General features: G+C 49.2%; 15 protein-coding genes. 4 read left to right on the top strand and 11 right to left on the bottom strand.

Features of this window, described 5'->3' with window-relative positions; genetic code table 11:
• Positions 1–12: 12 nt before the first annotated feature.
• Positions 13–633 carry a LysE/ArgO family amino acid transporter gene (locus L985_RS15295; RefSeq protein ID WP_029342810.1) on the top strand — a complete coding sequence of 207 codons (621 nt, stop codon included), beginning with the start codon at positions 13–15 and terminating at the stop codon, positions 631–633.
• A 111-nt stretch (positions 634–744) separates the two neighbouring features.
• Here the strand turns inward: L985_RS15295 and L985_RS15290 are convergent, their stop codons facing one another.
• On the bottom strand, positions 745–2,535 hold the full coding sequence (locus L985_RS15290; protein WP_071908835.1) for an LTA synthase family protein: 1,791 nt from the start codon (positions 2,533–2,535) through the stop codon (positions 745–747).
• 225 nt (positions 2,536–2,760) lie between these two features.
• On the opposite strand from L985_RS15290, the gene wrbA reads away from it, so the two are divergent.
• On the top strand, positions 2,761–3,363 hold the full coding sequence (wrbA, locus tag L985_RS15285) for an NAD(P)H:quinone oxidoreductase (RefSeq protein ID WP_023469582.1): 603 nt from the start codon (positions 2,761–2,763) through the stop codon (positions 3,361–3,363).
• A 61-nt stretch (positions 3,364–3,424) separates the two neighbouring features.
• Here the strand turns inward: wrbA and L985_RS15280 are convergent, their stop codons facing one another.
• Positions 3,425–5,818, bottom strand: coding sequence for a HAMP domain-containing sensor histidine kinase (locus L985_RS15280; protein ID WP_235609844.1), 2,394 nt, complete (start codon positions 5,816–5,818; stop codon positions 3,425–3,427).
• A gap of 243 nt (positions 5,819–6,061) precedes the next feature.
• Complete coding sequence (locus tag L985_RS15275; RefSeq protein ID WP_047394365.1) at positions 6,062–7,084, bottom strand: zinc-binding alcohol dehydrogenase family protein; 1,023 nt, start codon at positions 7,082–7,084, stop codon at positions 6,062–6,064.
• 179 nt (positions 7,085–7,263) lie between these two features.
• Between L985_RS15275 and L985_RS15270 the strand changes: the two genes are divergently transcribed.
• Positions 7,264–7,704, top strand: coding sequence for a hypothetical protein (locus tag L985_RS15270; RefSeq protein WP_047394368.1), 441 nt, complete (start codon positions 7,264–7,266; stop codon positions 7,702–7,704).
• 58 nt (positions 7,705–7,762) lie between these two features.
• Here the strand turns inward: L985_RS15270 and L985_RS15265 are convergent, their stop codons facing one another.
• From L985_RS15265 to L985_RS15250, 4 genes are all read right to left on the bottom strand, one after another.
• The gene (locus L985_RS15265; RefSeq protein ID WP_047394372.1) at positions 7,763–8,260 is read right to left on the bottom strand and encodes a PCYCGC motif-containing (lipo)protein; all 498 of its coding nucleotides are present in this window, start codon (positions 8,258–8,260) and stop codon (positions 7,763–7,765) included.
• 76 nt (positions 8,261–8,336) lie between these two features.
• The gene (locus L985_RS15260; RefSeq protein ID WP_047394375.1) at positions 8,337–9,254 is read right to left on the bottom strand and encodes a metal ABC transporter substrate-binding protein; all 918 of its coding nucleotides are present in this window, start codon (positions 9,252–9,254) and stop codon (positions 8,337–8,339) included.
• The gene (locus tag L985_RS15255) at positions 9,251–10,096 is read right to left on the bottom strand and encodes a metal ABC transporter permease (protein ID WP_047394378.1); all 846 of its coding nucleotides are present in this window, start codon (positions 10,094–10,096) and stop codon (positions 9,251–9,253) included. Before L985_RS15255 ends, L985_RS15260 begins: the two co-directional genes overlap by 4 nt.
• Positions 10,093–10,830: a metal ABC transporter ATP-binding protein gene (locus L985_RS15250; RefSeq protein ID WP_047394381.1), complete on the bottom strand. Its 738-nt coding sequence runs from the start codon at positions 10,828–10,830 to the stop codon at positions 10,093–10,095. Before L985_RS15250 ends, L985_RS15255 begins: the two co-directional genes overlap by 4 nt.
• Before the next feature lie 227 nt (positions 10,831–11,057).
• On the opposite strand from L985_RS15250, the gene mgtE reads away from it, so the two are divergent.
• Positions 11,058–12,410 (top strand): magnesium transporter, encoded by a 1,353-nt coding sequence (gene mgtE / locus L985_RS15245; RefSeq protein ID WP_047394384.1) that lies wholly within the window; start codon positions 11,058–11,060, stop codon positions 12,408–12,410.
• Positions 12,411–12,463: 53 nt separating this feature from the next.
• Here mgtE and L985_RS15240 read toward each other — a convergent pair whose 3' ends face one another.
• From L985_RS15240 to L985_RS15225, 4 genes are all read right to left on the bottom strand, one after another.
• A complete protein-coding gene (locus tag L985_RS15240) occupies positions 12,464–13,114 on the bottom strand; it encodes a hypothetical protein (RefSeq protein WP_047394387.1) in 651 nt (216 codons plus the stop codon).
• Between the two features lie 13 nt (positions 13,115–13,127).
• Entirely contained in the window at positions 13,128–13,457 is a 330-nt protein-coding gene (locus L985_RS15235; protein WP_047394390.1) for a potassium channel family protein, read from the bottom strand.
• Positions 13,458–13,469: 12 nt separating this feature from the next.
• Positions 13,470–15,035, bottom strand: coding sequence for a sensor domain-containing diguanylate cyclase (locus tag L985_RS15230; RefSeq protein WP_047394394.1), 1,566 nt, complete (start codon positions 15,033–15,035; stop codon positions 13,470–13,472).
• Between the two features lie 94 nt (positions 15,036–15,129).
• Positions 15,130–15,963 carry an SDR family oxidoreductase gene (locus L985_RS15225; RefSeq protein WP_047394397.1) on the bottom strand — a complete coding sequence of 278 codons (834 nt, stop codon included), beginning with the start codon at positions 15,961–15,963 and terminating at the stop codon, positions 15,130–15,132.
• Positions 15,964–15,991 lie beyond the last annotated feature (28 nt).

Genomic DNA, 15,991 nt, shown 5'->3' with positions numbered 1-15,991 from the left:
AGGAGACGTCAAGTGAATGAAATTTTAAAAGGCATAGTAACATCAGGTACGCTTATCGTCGCAATCGGTGCTCAAAACGCTTTTGTCCTTAAACAAGGCTTATTAAGGAATAATATTTTCTGGGTAGCGCTAGTTTGTTTTTTATGCGATGTGTTGTTGATGTGCATGGGCGTACTAGGGATTGGTACCGTCATTAAGAATAATACGTTTGCAAATGTTGGTCTTGCGAGTGTTGGAGGACTATTTCTACTCCTATACGGATTCAAATCTTTTCGTAGTGCATTTTCGTCATCACACACAATGGATGTTTCAACAGCTCCTAAAGTCATGACCATTCCCAAAACAATCTTACTCACATTAGCGATTACACTTTTAAATCCACATGTGTATTTAGATACGGTCGTCATCATCGGTGGTATAGCTGGGACTTTGACATTTGATCAAAAAGTCAATTTCTTGATCGGAGCTTTGATTGCCTCCTTTGTCTGGTTTTTTGGTTTAGGATACGGGGCGAGATGGTTAATGCCTGTATTTAAAAAACCGATGGCTTGGAAAGTATTAGATTTTGGAATCGGTTGTTTGATGTTTTGGCTCTCGTATCAATTGATTCAGTTTGCACTAGAAGCAATTTAAAAAGACTTGAAGATTAATAATGAAACACAAATAGACCAACAAGCTTGACTCCTCAAGAGACGTGAAAAAAGTCAGGCTTGTTGGCTTTTTAGAAAATTAGACACGATGCGATTACTTCAGCTCATTCTCTTCAATAATCTTATCCGATATCTTTAATTGTTCGCTCACATCTTTCACCTGATTGCGACAGAGCTTCATCTCGGTTTTTTTCTCAGTCGACACGTCATAACAGGTGCCTTCACCGGAGGCTTTCGTCAAATCCGCTTCATAGTAATAGTCCTTGTAGCGGAACGAACCATCGCGGAAGCCCGTCAGATTCGGTTTGTCGTCGACGAGGGATTGTCCCATCATATAGGACGTCTTGAGATTCAATAAGTCAATGATCGTTGGTGCGATATCAATTTGTCCGCCATTCTCTTTCATGACCCGACCGGTTTGCTGGTCGGGTTTTTTGATGAAGAGCGGGATGCGGCGCTCGAGTTCAAAGGCAGCAACCGGAGACGAGACATCCGCTTTTTTGCGCATCTCACTGTCTTCATTGACGAGTCCGCTATCGTGATCGCCATAAAAGATGACGAGGGATTGATCCCAAAGATCCCGTTGTTTCAATTCGTCAATCATCTTCCCGATACCGGTATCGACGTAATGGACAGTCTGATAATATCGTTTCAGCATTGGATCCTCATAACCGGACAGATCAAGCGTCTGGTCTTCCTTGTCGATCTCATACGGAGTATGACTCGTCAACGCAACTAAAAACGAGAAGAACGGTTCTTGCAGCGTCTCCATGTGATCAATCGATTCGAGGAAGAACTGCTGATCGTTCAGCGCCATTCCGATTTTCTTCTCTTTTGAATAATCCTTTTGGCTGAAGAAGTGCTTAAAACCGATGTTCTTGTAGACATCGTCACGATTCCAAAAACCTTTTTCGTAGGCATGCATCGCTGCCGTATCGTATCCGTTTTTCTCAAGTAATGCAGGGAGCGGCTCGAATTCATTCGTCGGGTATTGCGTATAGACGGAGCCTGATTTTAATGGATAAAGTGAGGTGTTCGTAATGAACTCGGCGTCCGAAGTTCGTCCTTCATGCGTCTGGTGGTAGAGCGACGAGAAGTAGAGCGATTCCTTTTTCAACTGATTCAGGTTCGGCGTCACTTCTTCGCCGTTGATGGTTTGGTCGATGACTGAAGCTTGGAACGACTCGAGCTGCACCAGAATGATATTCGGTGTTTGCTTCGGACCCGTCGGATTCGTCTGTTCCTTTTGATTGATGCGCTGTTGCTCCTGTGCCGTCAGTCCGTCACTCGGTCGTCCGGTCACGCCTTTGAACACATCCCACCCGTGATAACCCCAAAAGCCGAATAGGTAATAGTCACGCATATCGGAGATCGTTGCCGTCGGTTGACGATCTTCCGTTAGCGTCCGGTAGGTCAGCAGTGAGGCAGACAAAATGATGCCACTGACTGCAAGGATTCCAGACGTCCGGCGGCGTGCTTTTGCCGTCGTCACTTCCGGTCGTTTGCGGAAAATAAAGAGCAGTAGGACGAAAATCAAACTATCGGCGAACAAAAGGAAGTCTTGCGGTACGATCAAAGCGGTGAAGCCGCTACTGACGTCACTCATCTGCGTCATCTGTGAGAGGAGCGAGACAGAGAGGAAGTCCTCGAAGTAACGGTAGTACCACATGTCGGAAGCCAGTAGAAAACTGTGCGCCAGCAGTAGACCGAGCCAGACCCAGCGGCGTTTATTCCACGGGATCAGTAACGTCCAGCTCGACAGGATCAGCATACCGGCAAGGTTCATCAGTGTTAAATGGAGCGAAAGGTCAGTTTTTGTAAAATAACTAAACAGCATGAACTTCAGCATGCCGAGTAACAGATAAAGGGTGTAGCGAATTGCCATGGTCAGTACTCCTTACGTGTGTCGTCACACAGTCTTTACCCTAAACATTTGATGGTGGAACGCTCAGATGTGGACAGCCATGTGAGCTCGTTCCATGATGTAGTCGAAAATAGGTCTATATTTTCTCTTGAATTCAAACAATTGACGTTAATTTGCTTGGAAAGCGGGAATAGAAAGCGTGTACGTTCATTGTCCGTCACTGTCTTTTAAAAAAGGAGCGAAGTCATGTCAAACGTGAAACTAGCGGTCATCTATTACAGCGCAACCGGAACGAACCATCAACTTGCCTCATGGGCAAAAGAAGCGGGAGAAGCAGCAGGAGCAGAAGTCCGCCTTGCGAAAATTAAGGAGACAGCACCAGCAGAAGCGATCGCTTCGAACCCGTTGTGGCAAAAGCATGCGGATGCCACACGTGATATTGAAGAAGCGACACCAGATCTACTCGACTGGGCAGATGCAATCATCTTCAGTGTCCCAACACGTTACGGTCATGTTCCGGGTCAATTCCAACAGTTCCTCGACACGACAGGCGGACTGTGGGCACAAGGCAAACTCGTCAATAAAGTCGTCAGTGCGATGTCGTCGGCACAGAATCCGCATGGCGGTCAGGAAGCGACTGTTCTCGCAGTCTATACGACGATGTTCCACTGGGGTGCGATCGTTGCGGCACCAGGTTATTCGGATCCTGTCTTGTTCGCAGCCGGCGGAAATCCATATGGTACATCAGTCACTGTCGACCAAGACGGCAACATGGTCGAATCGGTCGAACCGGCTGTACGCCATCAAGCGAAACGGACGGTTGAAGTGGCAAGCCGTCTCAACTCATAACATTACCTAACTCAAAAAGCGCCGGAATGCTGATTCGCATTCCGGCGCTTTTTCGTATGCATCATGTCGTTTGCGTAAGCGGTAGTTCGACCGTGAATGTCGATCCTTGTCCTTCAATCGATTCGACGTGAATCTCTCCGTCGTGTCCTCGGGCAATTTCGCGACAGATCGAGAGTCCAAGTCCGGTACCACCGATTTGGCGGGTATCCGAGTTGTCGACGCGATAGAATTTTTGGAATAGATTACTCATTGCGGAAGCAGGGATCCCGATTCCGTTATCTTGAATCGCAACCGTGACGCGTGTCTCTTGTCGCGTCAGCTGAATCTGGATCGTCCCACCAGCCGGTGAGTATTTGATTGCATTGTTGATCAAGTTACTGAACAGTTGGCGAATCTTCTTCGCATCTCCTTCGACGATCAACGGTTCGACGTTTCGTGAAATCTGAATCGCGTGTGATGACGACGACAGGCTGTGCAACTGTTTCAAATCGCGAATCATCGCAACGATATCGAATGGCGCCATCTCGTATTCCTGACGGTTCGCTTCCATTCGTTGCAAGTCGAGGAAGTCGTTGATCAACAGCGATAAACGTTCTGTTTCCGAGTGGACAGCCTCTAAATACTTCTTCTGGCGTTTCGGAGGTAAATCTCGTTGGATCATCAGTTCAGTAAAGCCATAGATCGACGAGAGCGGTGTCCGGAGTTCATGAGAAATCGTCGAGACGAGTTCGTTTTTGATCCGGTCAATTTCGACTTCGTTCGTCACGTCACGTAAAACGAGCAGAATGCCGCGGAACTGTCCGCCATAATGGATACTCTCTGAGTATGTCTTGATGAAGCGGCGCTCGTGATCAATCGAGAAGGTGATCCCTTCGCCGATTTCCCGCTGAACGAATGTCTTTTTCAAGTAACGTTCGAATTCCGGTAGTTGATCCACGCGATGTTTGAGTTGAACGACAGACGGTGTGATGTTCATCAGTCCGTTCTCATCGATGCTCTCATCAATTGGATGATCAAACAGATCGAGGAGCGGTCGGTTGATCAACTGAATGTCACCGTCTGGTTCGATATACACGATCGATTCACGAATCGAGTTCAGCAGTCGCGCCGTTTTCTCTCGTTCGCGTTCAATCTCATCAAACGTCCGCATCCGTAGGAGCGACAATGCCAGTTGTCGCGCAAAGGCAGCTAATTCTTCCTGCTCGTAACGATCAAACGGAGCTTGATCACGAGATAAGAAAATATAGGCGATGATCTCGTTTTGACTCGGATCCAGAACCGGTGTGACGGCGCGTGCGACTTCGTGTTCGAATTGTGTATGCGGTCGTTTATCCTGTCGTGCTTCACGTAGTAAAGGTTCGATCGTCGGCATCCAGTCTTCGGTCGCGAGATTCGTCTTTGGATAAAAGACGATGTCGATCACTTTCGTACCATCCTTGAAAATCAAGGCACCTTGCGTCGCATTCGTAATCTCGACCATCTTTTGGATGACCGCAGGGTAAGCGCTGATGCTATCACGTGATGCGAGTGTTTCCGTCAATTGGTTCCGTAGACGCAAGTGGGATTCGTTCCGTTGCGTCAATTTCAAGGCATCTTCCAAATTGACGTTCGTTGACATCAATTGGTGTTTGTTTTCGATCAACGCGGTCGCCATTTGATGGAATGATTTACTCAGTTCTCCAATTTCATCGGCACGGTTGAGTGGAATCAATGGTAACGTATGTTCACCACTCGCAAGCAGTTTACTTTCCTTGCTGAGGAGATGAATTTGTCGCGTCGTCCGTTCGATGAACGGGCGGACGATCAACAAGATGACAAGGAACAGAACGAGTAGATTGACGAGCCAGATCCACTCCGCATACTTCGTCTGCGTGACGAGTTGCTCTTTCGCACCGAGTTCTTTCGCGCGGAGACTACTTCGGTAGCTTGTGAATGTACTCTCCATCGTGTTGACGCTTTTACGCATCGTCTCACTGTTCGAGGCATTCATCTTGAATTTCCGATTGGGATCGCGTGGTGCTTCAGGCATCATCGCCTTCAGACTCGGCATCTGCAAAAACGTTTCGTCGATCGTCCCAGCTTGTTTCGCTTGGACGTATTTAATCAAGCTTGGCATCACGAAGTTCGCGTAGGAATTATAGAGCGACCGAATATCCGACGCATAGACTTCATCGGCTTTGTACAGACGATTTTTCTCGAACCAAGCGGTCTGTTGTTCAAGTGACGCTTTTTTCTCATCGATGACGTCAAGTACCGCGTCATCTCCGAAGACGATATAACCGCGCATTTCGTACTGGAGGGACTGCCAATCATCCCAAAGTTTTGTCGCCCGGTCTTCGCGCACACTAATCGCATCGAGTTCTTGTTTCGCCTGTGCGACCTGATGATTCGTATAAAAATAGGCGGTGATGGATGAGATGGACAGGGCAATGAGAATCAGGTAAAACGAAGACATGATCTGTCGGCTGATCTTTTGATTGAACCATTTTCGCATATGGATTATGGATGCTCCTTTGTGTATGTGTGGAAAGCGTCGATTAGATGTATTACGTTGGAATATTTGTTACCGTAATCGTACATTTTTTAGACGGATAAATATAGTCATAATGCTTAAAATATCTTCAAAGTAAGAGATTCATGTTCACAAAGAACGACAAAAAACAGGATGGGAGTCTAGTCCCGTCCTGTTTTAATTCATTTAATGATGTTCGACGACGATTTTCCCAATCGTTTTTCCGCTCTCGACGAGACGATGTGCTTCTTTTAGATTTTCGGCGTTCATGCCGATCAATGTCTGTGTCACAGTCGTCTCGAGCGTATGCTCTTCAATCCAAGCTGCGACTTGTGTTAGGATTTCATGTTGACGAATCATGTCCTCTGTCTTAAACAGCGGACGGGTGAACATGAACTCCCAGACGAACGTTGCACTCTTTTGTTGAAGTGCACTCAAATCGAGTTTTTGGTCTGTCTCGACGATGCTGCAGATTTTCCCTTGCGGTGCAATCACATCGACCATCGTCTCGAAATGTTGGTCTGTCGCATTCAAGCAGAAAATGTAGTCGACGTACTGATAACCGAGTGCTTCGAGCTGTGGACGGAATGCCTCATGGTGATTGATCGTATGATGTGCACCGTGTTCTTTCGCCCAATCAATCGTCTCGTCGCGTGACGCCGTTCCGATGACGGTCAATCCAGCATGATTCGCGAGTTGCGTCGCGATTGAACCGACACCCCCAGCGGCTCCGATAATGAGGATCGTCTTCTCGAGGTTCGACTTAGCATCAAACGTCAATCCGAGACGATCAGTCAATGCTTCATAGGCAGTCAGCGTCGTTAATGGCAGAGCAGCTGCTTCGCTAAAAGTCAACCGTTCTGGTTTTTTAGCGACGATGCGTTCATCGACGAGTTGGAAGTCACTGTTTGAGCCAGGACGCTGAATCGCACCAGCATAATAGACTTCATCACCAACTTGGAACAGGGAAGCGTCATCGCCGACTTCAACGACGACTCCAGCAGCATCGTAACCGATGACTTTCGGGGCGTCTTCGTCTTTCCCGTGGGCGCGGACTTTCGTATCGACCGGATTAACAGAGACGGCTTTGATCTCAACTAAGAGATCGTGTCCTGTTGCTTCCGGGCGCGGCAGTTCTAAATCGATTAGACTCTCTTGTTCAGTTAATGGTAAGTGTCGGTGGAAACCGACAGCGGACATGTTCGACATCGACAATCATCCTTTCTAGATATGAATCGCTTCTTTTCATCTGTTCCACGCTCGCTTCGTCTTAAAACCAGTTGCGAAACTTTGAAAATGGATTCCCCTTCTGTCGTCAACGAAAGAATGCTGGATAGATATGGTAGCATATGAGAGTAGCTATCACTTTTTAGAAGGAGCGATTTTGTATGTATGACGTCATCTCTTTACCGGCAGGACCGACTCAAGTGACCATTGAACGTTACCTCGTCCATGCGCATCCGCACCCACGTCCGTATCGACCCGCGCGTTTGATTGCCTTACGTCAAAGTGGTGGCGTTATGCATCGGTTGTACCGAACGGAACGGGAAATCGTGCTCTCTGTGCACGAAGCACTCGCACCTCAAGTCCAGCGGCTCTCCTTCTCGCAACAAGAACGTGTTCTAGCGTATATCGAGGAACGGCGCGCGAGCTTCGGTTTTGATGAGGCAGATGAATATAAATTCTACTTACTCGAAGTGGCGTATGAACTCCGTCATCTTCCACGAACGGATCGACCGATTCGAGCACATACGTATTATCAACTCGATGAGTTATTGTCGGGTCGACCGCTCGTCCTGCGCGCTCGAAGTCAAGAACGCGCAAAATGAATAGAAAAAAGCAGTCCGCCTTTTCTTGCGTTCATCGCGAGAAAGGGCGGACTGTTTGTTAAAGTGTTGGCGTCGGTGTCGGAGTGACGCCAGTCTTTGCGTAAGCTTGATCGATTGCAGTTCGAATTTCCTTGACGGAACTGCCTTTCTGATAGGCGACGATTGACTGTGCCGCGATATCGAGACACGTACCACATGTAATACCGTGCGTCGTCCAGGTCGTTGACGTAGCGGTTTGTTCCTCGATGAAGCAGTCGTAATTGCTCGTATGACCAGCAGATTCACCGCAACCACAATAACATGGCATCTTCTTCAATAGATCCGGATGTTTGGCCACGGAACGATAGATTGTTTGAATCGATTGATCTTGCTCATTGAGAAAAGCGGGTAACGTATCCGGTCCTGCTGTCTTCTCGAGTTGATCACCTGCACCATGACTGGCGTGATCGGTGTGGTCTGTGTGTTGTGTTTCATCAGTTTGATCAGCTGTCCCGCACGCGGCAAGAAGCAGGCTGAGGCTGAGTGGAAGTGCGAAACGATACATTCGTGTCTGCATAGGAAGCCTCTCTTTCATCGTCTTGCTTTCATTATAAGGAAAGCTATACCTAGAAAGCTTGACGATTTGTTGACGCTTACTTGGTGAGTGCTTCCGTGATCGTCTCGATGTTCGCTTGCATCATGCTGTAATAGGTGTCGCCGTCTTTACCCGGTGCACCGAGTGAGTCGGTGAAGAGTGTGCCACCGATCGGAACGCCAGTCTCACGAGAGACGGTTTCCATGCTCCGGCGGTCGACACTCGTTTCAACGAACAAGACCGGAATATCTTGATCCTTAATCGTGTCGACGATTCGGCGAACTTGTGCTGGAGTCCCTTGGTTATCCGAGTTGATCTCCCAAATGTAGTCGGCTTTGACGTCATAGGCAGTCCCGAAGTATTTAAAGGCTCCTTCGCTTGTAACGAGATGGCGTTCTGCTTTCGGGATGGAAGCAAATTGTTTTTTCGCTTCCTGATCAAGTGTCTGCAATTTTTTAATATAGGCATCGGCATTTTTTTCGTAGTCGGCTTTATGCTTCGGATCTTCCTTGATCAATGCCTGCTTGACGTTTTCGACGTAGCGGATGCCATTGCTTACATCAAGCCACGCGTGCGGATCGGTTTCCGATTCCTTACCTTTCGTCGTCAGGTACTTCGGTTCGACGCCTTTGCTTAAACGATAGACCGGCGCGTCAGACGCGTCTTTGCCAGTCGTTGCCCGCAGTTTATCAAACCAGGCACCACCGGCTTCGAGGTTCAATCCGTTGTAGAAGACGACATCAGCATCTGCCATCGCTTGTACGTCTGCTGGAAGTGGATCATACTCGTGCGGGTTTGCCCCGATCTTGACCATGCTGTGGACATCGACGTGTTCACCACCGACCTCACGTGCGAGGTCAGCGAGAATCGAATACGTCGCGACGACCTTCAGCTTTCCGTTATCTTCTGCTGGTGTCGAACAAGCAGCAAGCAATACCGTACTGAGGAGTACGAACAGAAAAAGTTTTAATTTCATACAGTAGACTCCTTTCGTTTCCGGTGACGCATCAGACCGTGACGTGGTGAGAAGACGAAGACGAGTGCGAACAACGTCGTCGCGACGAGGACGATCGACGCACCGGAAGATAGATTATAGGTGAAACTGAAATACAGTCCGATGATGGCGGACAACGTACCGAATCCAGCTGCTAGGAACAGCATCCGTGAGAGGCGGTTCGTCAGTAAATACGCGGTTGCTGCTGGTGTGATCAGCATCGCGACGACGAGGATGATGCCGACGGTCTGGAGTGAAGCGACGGTGACGAGTGTCAGTAACGTCATCAGTCCGTAATGAATCCAGCGCGTCGATAGTCCATAGGCTTGCGCCATCGTCGGATCAAACGAGCTGATCAGCAACTCTTTGTAGAACAAGAAGATTCCGCTAAGGACGATCAATCCGATGATGACGGTCATCCACATGTCGCTCGGACGGACCGCGAGGACGTTGCCGAACAAGATGTGATAGAGATCGCTACTGCTGCGCAAGAACGAAATCAGGATGATCCCGAGGGCGAAGGCGGATGTGAACATAATTCCGATTGCCGTATCGTTCTTGATGCGACTGTTCTGGCTAACGAAGCCGATTCCAAGCGCTGTCACGAGACCTGTCACGACAGCACCGATCAGGAAGTTGATCCCGAGTAGGTAGGAAAGCGCAACACCAGGTAAAACGGCGTGCGAGATTGCATCCCCCATCAACGACATCCCGCGAAGGATAATGAAACAGCCGATCACACCACAGATGATGCCGACCATGACGGCAGTGATCATCGCTTTTTGTAAGAACTCATACTGAAGTAATGCCTCGATGAACGTCATCCTTGTCCCTCCTTGCGTCGTTCGAATAGGGGTAAGCCATACGCTGGTTCGAGCCATTCCGGCGTCAAGATATCAGACGGCGGACCGACAGCGATCAGTTGTTTGTTCAACAGCATCAATGTGTCGAAGTAGTCCTCTGCTTTATGCAGATCATGATGGACGACGATGATCGTCCGCCCTTCGGCTCGGAGTGTCCGTAAGAGTTCGATGATCATCTGCTCACTCGCGACATCGATGCCGACGAACGGTTCGTCCAGCAATAGTAGCTCTGCTTCTTGGGCAAGGGCACGCGCCAGGAAGACCCGTTGTTGCTGTCCACCTGACAGCTCACCGATTTGGCGTTCGGCATGATCGGACATACCGACGCGCTCGAGACATTCCATGGCGAACGCTTTTTGTGCTTTCGATGGTCGTTTGAATAAGCCGAGCTTCGGATAACAGCCCATCAACACGACGTCCTGCACACGAACCGGGAAGTCCCAATCAATTGCACTTCGTTGCGGGACGTAAGCGACGCGTGACCGGACGTCTTCGAGTGATTGGTCGAGCACACGTAACTGCTCGATACGAGCCGGGATCAGACCGAGGACGGCTTTTAAGAAGGTGGATTTACCAGCGCCGTTCGGTCCAATGATGCCAATCAACGAAGCGATCGGGAGGCGAACGGACACTCCGTCGAGTGCATGGGTATCAAAATAAGAGACGGTGAGACGATCAACGTCAAGGGCGTACATGAATAATCACTCCTTTGGTTTTGTGGTATATAGAAGGAAAGTTTCCTTAGGGCAAAAAATAGGGTAAAAATTTTAACTTCAATTATTGGAGAAAGATTCGGTCTGCAAATAATGTTTCCTTAAGGCAAACTTTAAAGCCATAGGAAACAGATGTCAACTGTTTTTCGATATCGATCGCGAATCAACTCGTGCTAAGATGAAAAGGCAGAATACAGGGGGTGAGGAGATTGCGTCAGACAGCAGAACAACAATGGAAGTGGTTATTGCTCGATGCGCTCGCGAAGGAAAAGCGGGAGCAAGCACAGCAAGTCATCGAAGAGGTCTATCCGTATGATATCGCGCAAGTGTATGAAGAGTTGGGCGAAGACGATCAGGCACGACTCCTCGACTATCTGGATCACGAGCGATTGGCGGATGTCCTCGAGGAGCTCGAAGGGGAGCAACGTCTCGCCGTTTTACGTCGTTTAGATGTCGAACGTGCCGGGCACGTCCTCGATTTAATGGAGAACGATGATGTCGCGGATTTACTCGAGGAACTTGGACCGGAAGAGACCGACCGTTTGCTTGGCAGCATGCAGACGGATGAGGCTCTGATCGTCCGCAATCTCTTGACGTATCCACCGGAAACGGCCGGGCGCTTGATGACGAACCGGTTCATTTGGGTCGGAGAAGATTTCACAGTCGGTGAGACGGTCGAGAAGATGCGTGACTACATCGAATACTCGGAGACGATCAACTACGTCTACGTCGTCAATCAACTGAGTGAACTCGTCGGTGTCATCTCATATCGGGATGTCATCTTAGCTGAAAATACGGAACGGATCAGCGACGTCATGGAGACGAAAGTGATTCGCGTCGCAGCAGAGACCGATCAGGAAGAAGTCGCGCAGTTGTTCGAACGTTATGACCTCGTCTCGTTACCGGTCGTCGAAGGGGATGTTCTTGTCGGACTGATCACGGTCGATGATGCGCTTGACGTCTTACGGGAAGAAGCAAACGAAGACATCGAGAAACTCTCAGCATCCGGTAAATCGATTGATTTCGAGACGAAGCCGTGGATCGCTGCGACCCGACGCTTACCGTGGCTGGTCTTGCTACTCTTCATCGGGCTCGTCTCCGGATCGATCATCAGTCAGTTCGAAGAGACGCTCTCGAAAGTCGTCGCACTCGCCTTCTTCATGCCGATGATTGCTGGTATGACCGGAAATACAGGTACTCAATCGCTCGCAGTCGTCGTCCGCGGATTGATCACGCGTGAAGTCGATAAGCGGGTCGCGACCCGGTTGATTCTGCGGGAGCTCTGGGTCGGTTTGATCATTGGTGTCATTTGTGGTTTCTTGATCGCGATCATCGCCTACGTCTGGCAAGGAAGTGCCGTCTTAGGTCTTGTCGTCGGCAGCTCGCTCGTCATTACGTTGATCTTTGGGACACTTGCTGGAACGATCATTCCGCTGATCTTGCATCGTCTAAAGATTGACCCGGCAATCGCATCCGGACCACTGATCACGACATTGAACGATATCTTGTCGCTCCTCGTCTACTTCGGGATCGCAACTGCTTTCATTAGCCGTTTGATGTAAAAAAACCGAACCGATTCATCTTCGTCAAGAGGAAGGGAATCGGTTCGGTTTTTTCATGTGTGCTCATTCGCCGTGCGAATCCAGATCGCGAGTGGACCGACATCGTCAAAGCCAGCTTCGAGCGCTGTGATCAAATGATCGCCATATTCGTACCCGACGAGCGGTTGACCGGGGAAGTGTGCCGAACTCAAACGCGCAATGTCATCCCACAATCGTTCGTCGAGATAATCAGAGCTGACGTATGTTAAACCAGTCGTCATCTGGTTCGAATAGGCGATGCAACTTGCTTGTTGCGCTTCTGAATAGAAGAACCGGACGTCCGGATGTTGCCAGAGGGTATCTGGTAATTCTGTTGTCGCTTGGATGGCTTGGAAGCGAGCGAACTGATCGAGATCCGTCACAACGGACCAATCGACGGGAAGGGCACGGCGATCGAGTATGGCAGGGCGGGTCATCCATTCCGCTGTGAAAAGATGACTGAGACCAGCACTCGAGAAATCATAGCTTGCCGTGCAGTCCTTGATGCTGTAGACATCCGTGACACCAATTCGCTGATGGGGAAGTCGGACCATCAGCTCCGGATAATAGCTTGGTACGTTTCCTTGAGCGTGCCAGGTCGAATCAGTTTCCGTCACCCGGCAACCGGCTGACTCACAGACGAGGCGACACCAATCGAAATTATTTTGGATGGCAGCTTGGCGCATGAATCATTCCCCCTTATTCATCCTCCGGTTGTTTAATCAGAACATACGATAACGTGGCAATCAGTGTTAAGAACAACCCGCAGCCAATCGTGATGTATGCCATCGTAAAGACCTTACCGAGCGTCGTCGTCGGAACGAACGTTGGATGCCCGACCGTACTGAGTGTCGTGATACAAAAGTAAAGTGCATCCACCATCGACAGGTTTTCTTCCGTGCTATAGAAGATCGTCCCGGAGACAAGCGTCAACAGGCAGAGAATCAATAGACCACGAAAGTAAGATAAGTGAAAGGCGCGGCGCAATCCCTTGAATAAGCGTGAAAAAATCGTCAGTACAGAAATCATGGAATCTCTCCTTTAGGATCGTTGCGTCGAGTCCATCGTATCATGAATGAAATAATCGTTCTTTCCGGCATGTTTGACGCGATACATCGCTTGGTCAGCATGATGAATCAGCGTGTCGAGATCGACGCCATGATTGGGTGAGTAGCTAAGTCCGATACTCGTTCGGATTTCAATGGTTTCTTCAGCGAACCGGTAAGGGTTGTCTTGCAAGTACGTCAACAAATTCGAAGCATAGGTATGGAGCGTAGCGACAGACGGATGACGATAGAGTAAGAAGAATTCGTCGCCACCGACACGGGCGGCGAATCCATTCTGTTCCGCGTGGTGTTCAAGTAGACGAGCGATATGAATCAAGAAGGCGTCACCGATTTGATGCCCGTACGTATCGTTGATCGCTTTGAAACCGTCGAGGTCGACGACGATGATCGCCGCGTGATCAAGTTCGAGTAACTCTTGCGCCGCACGTTCGTAAAAGCTCCGGCGATTCGCAATCTTCGTCAACGGATCGTGATAGGCGAAGAAACGAATCGTCTGCTCCGCTTCCTTGAAGGACTGGATATCACGAATCAATAACATCCCGTGCAGTTCCTGTTCGATGAAGACGAAATCGGCATCCATGACGACGTAGCGTTCTTGCTGTCGCGCTGTCAAAATCTTCGTTTCGAATTCGTTGAACTTACGTTGCGATAAAAAGTGTGTCATATAATGCAGCGACCAATCGGCTTGTTTTTTATCCGGTAAGTAGGTCGAAAACGTACATGCCGTTAAGTCATCGGTCTCGAACAGGCGATGAGCGGCTGGGTTGGCGCTCTCGATTCGTCCATCTCGGTCGAGTAACAAGATTGCCGAAGGATTCAAATTGTAGAGCGTCGCGAAACGCTTCTGATAGGACGCGAGATAATCGAATCGGCGCATTGCGATCGCCAGTGCTCCTGCCCAGAACAAACCGCCATACATATAGGCATACGGTGGCATGATGCTGTAGAACGACCAGTAGCCGAAGACGATATCCCATGCGAGAACGAGAATCGCGACACTGAGTAAGACACTGATGATGCCACGACGTGCATCTTTCAAGTGTGTCCGTGCGTACACGAGCAGACCGATGACAAGGAGATGGAAGATGTTCCCGACCGTCATCGTCACTAGATATTGTGTGTTGAATTCAGGGTAGATGAACTGTCCGACCTGTGTGAATTGCTGACTGTTGATGACGTTCGTCTGGAATACGTATGTCGTCAGCACGACGCCCATCGGAAGATAGAAGATCCATGGGTACAATAAACGTGGCATTCGTTTCCACAAATTCGAGACGCGAAAGATGAAGTGGAGCGATGTACTGAAGACGATCAGACCAGCGTTTCCGAACCAGTAGGTCACGAATGCCGGACTAAATTCGATTGGAGAAGCATTCCGGAAAAATTCACCGAGGAATAACATCCCGTAAGCGAACGTAAATAAGCTAAGCAGTCGGTGTTGTGGACGTGATGGATTGCGTAAAAATATATCAATCGACATGTAGAACATGATGAAGGTCGGAATCAGATAAACGATTGTAAAAAGAAACAAGGATGGCATAGCGTTCCGCCCTTCTAGATAATTTTTAGGTAGATAGTCTCAGTATAGTGGGCGAAGATTGCTGAGGCGGATTGAAATTTCAAAAAAAGGGGAATCAGTCAAGATTTAATGTCAGCCGTCGTATTTTAGCGATCCCTTCGAGACCTGACGGATCATGATGTGTCTTATGGGCGACGAAATGTTCATCGGCTTCCGTCGTCCGGATTCGTAACGGACGTTCGTCACGGTGGACGACCTCGAAGATTACCTCAGCCAGAGCTTCTGCCGATTGGCGATCGGCATGTCGTGTCCGATACGTCTGCAAATAAGCCGTGATGATCGGTTTGAAGTCGTCTTCGTGTAAGCCACCCGTCCGTTCAAGTTGATCGAGAACATTTGCGGTAAAGTTCGTCTCGACGGCGGCTGGTTCAATCAGGGTGACGTCGATGTTGAAGTATGGTTTATAGTAGGTCGCAAGACTTTCGAACAGCCCTTCGATCGCGAACTTACTGGCACAATACAGTTCATTCATCGGTTGACCGACGAGACCACTGACGCTTGAAGTCGCGAGTAAGTGACTACCGTCCGGTGCTTGTTTGAGTAGGGGAAGGCAGGCTTCGATCGTCCGGATGACACCGAAGACGTTCGTTTCGAAGAGTTGCTTGATTTCATAACTCGTCGCTTGACCGAGTGCGCGCAGTAAACCATGACCGGCATTGCAGAACACGACGTCGAGATGATCGACCTCCTGTTCAATTTGACGAACGGCTGCTTTCACGCTTGCTTCATCCGTGACATCGAGCGGCAAGAAGGTGAGCGTCGGCAACGACACGGTCATTTCGTCTGGACTCCGGACACCAGCGTAGACGAACCATCCGGCGTCTGCGAATCGTCGCGCCGTCGCAAGACCGATACCGGAAGAAGCACCCGTGATCAAGATCGTTTGCATATCAATTCCTCCATTCTGAAAGTAGTTG

The organism is Exiguobacterium sp. ZWU0009, from assembly GCF_000798935.2.
GTDB classification, from domain to species: domain Bacteria; phylum Bacillota; class Bacilli; order Exiguobacteriales; family Exiguobacteriaceae; genus Exiguobacterium_A; species Exiguobacterium_A acetylicum.
The sequence above is the reverse complement of the archived record's forward strand: the minus strand, read 5'-3'. Positions and strand labels throughout refer to the sequence as shown.

Excerpts from the sequence above, each read along its gene's own strand:
- L985_RS15240 (WP_047394387.1), bottom strand. The coding sequence starts at position 13,114 with ATGCGCCAAGCTGCCATCCAAAATAATTTCGATTGGTGTCGCCTCGTC.
- L985_RS15265 (WP_047394372.1), bottom strand. The coding sequence starts at position 8,260 with ATGCAGACACGAATGTATCGTTTCGCACTTCCACTCAGCCTCAGCCTG.
- L985_RS15290 (WP_071908835.1), bottom strand. The coding sequence starts at position 2,535 with ATGGCAATTCGCTACACCCTTTATCTGTTACTCGGCATGCTGAAGTTC.
- L985_RS15235 (WP_047394390.1), bottom strand. The coding sequence starts at position 13,457 with ATGATTTCTGTACTGACGATTTTTTCACGCTTATTCAAGGGATTGCGC.
- wrbA (WP_023469582.1), top strand. The coding sequence starts at position 2,761 with ATGTCAAACGTGAAACTAGCGGTCATCTATTACAGCGCAACCGGAACG.
- L985_RS15270 (WP_047394368.1), top strand. The coding sequence starts at position 7,264 with ATGTATGACGTCATCTCTTTACCGGCAGGACCGACTCAAGTGACCATT.
- L985_RS15275 (WP_047394365.1), bottom strand. The coding sequence starts at position 7,084 with ATGTCGAACATGTCCGCTGTCGGTTTCCACCGACACTTACCATTAACT.
- L985_RS15225 (WP_047394397.1), bottom strand. The coding sequence starts at position 15,963 with ATGCAAACGATCTTGATCACGGGTGCTTCTTCCGGTATCGGTCTTGCG.
- L985_RS15255 (WP_047394378.1), bottom strand. The coding sequence starts at position 10,096 with ATGACGTTCATCGAGGCATTACTTCAGTATGAGTTCTTACAAAAAGCG.
- L985_RS15260 (WP_047394375.1), bottom strand. The coding sequence starts at position 9,254 with ATGAAATTAAAACTTTTTCTGTTCGTACTCCTCAGTACGGTATTGCTT.
- L985_RS15250 (WP_047394381.1), bottom strand. The coding sequence starts at position 10,830 with ATGTACGCCCTTGACGTTGATCGTCTCACCGTCTCTTATTTTGATACC.
- L985_RS15230 (WP_047394394.1), bottom strand. The coding sequence starts at position 15,035 with ATGCCATCCTTGTTTCTTTTTACAATCGTTTATCTGATTCCGACCTTC.
- L985_RS15280 (WP_235609844.1), bottom strand. The coding sequence starts at position 5,818 with ATGTCTTCGTTTTACCTGATTCTCATTGCCCTGTCCATCTCATCCATC.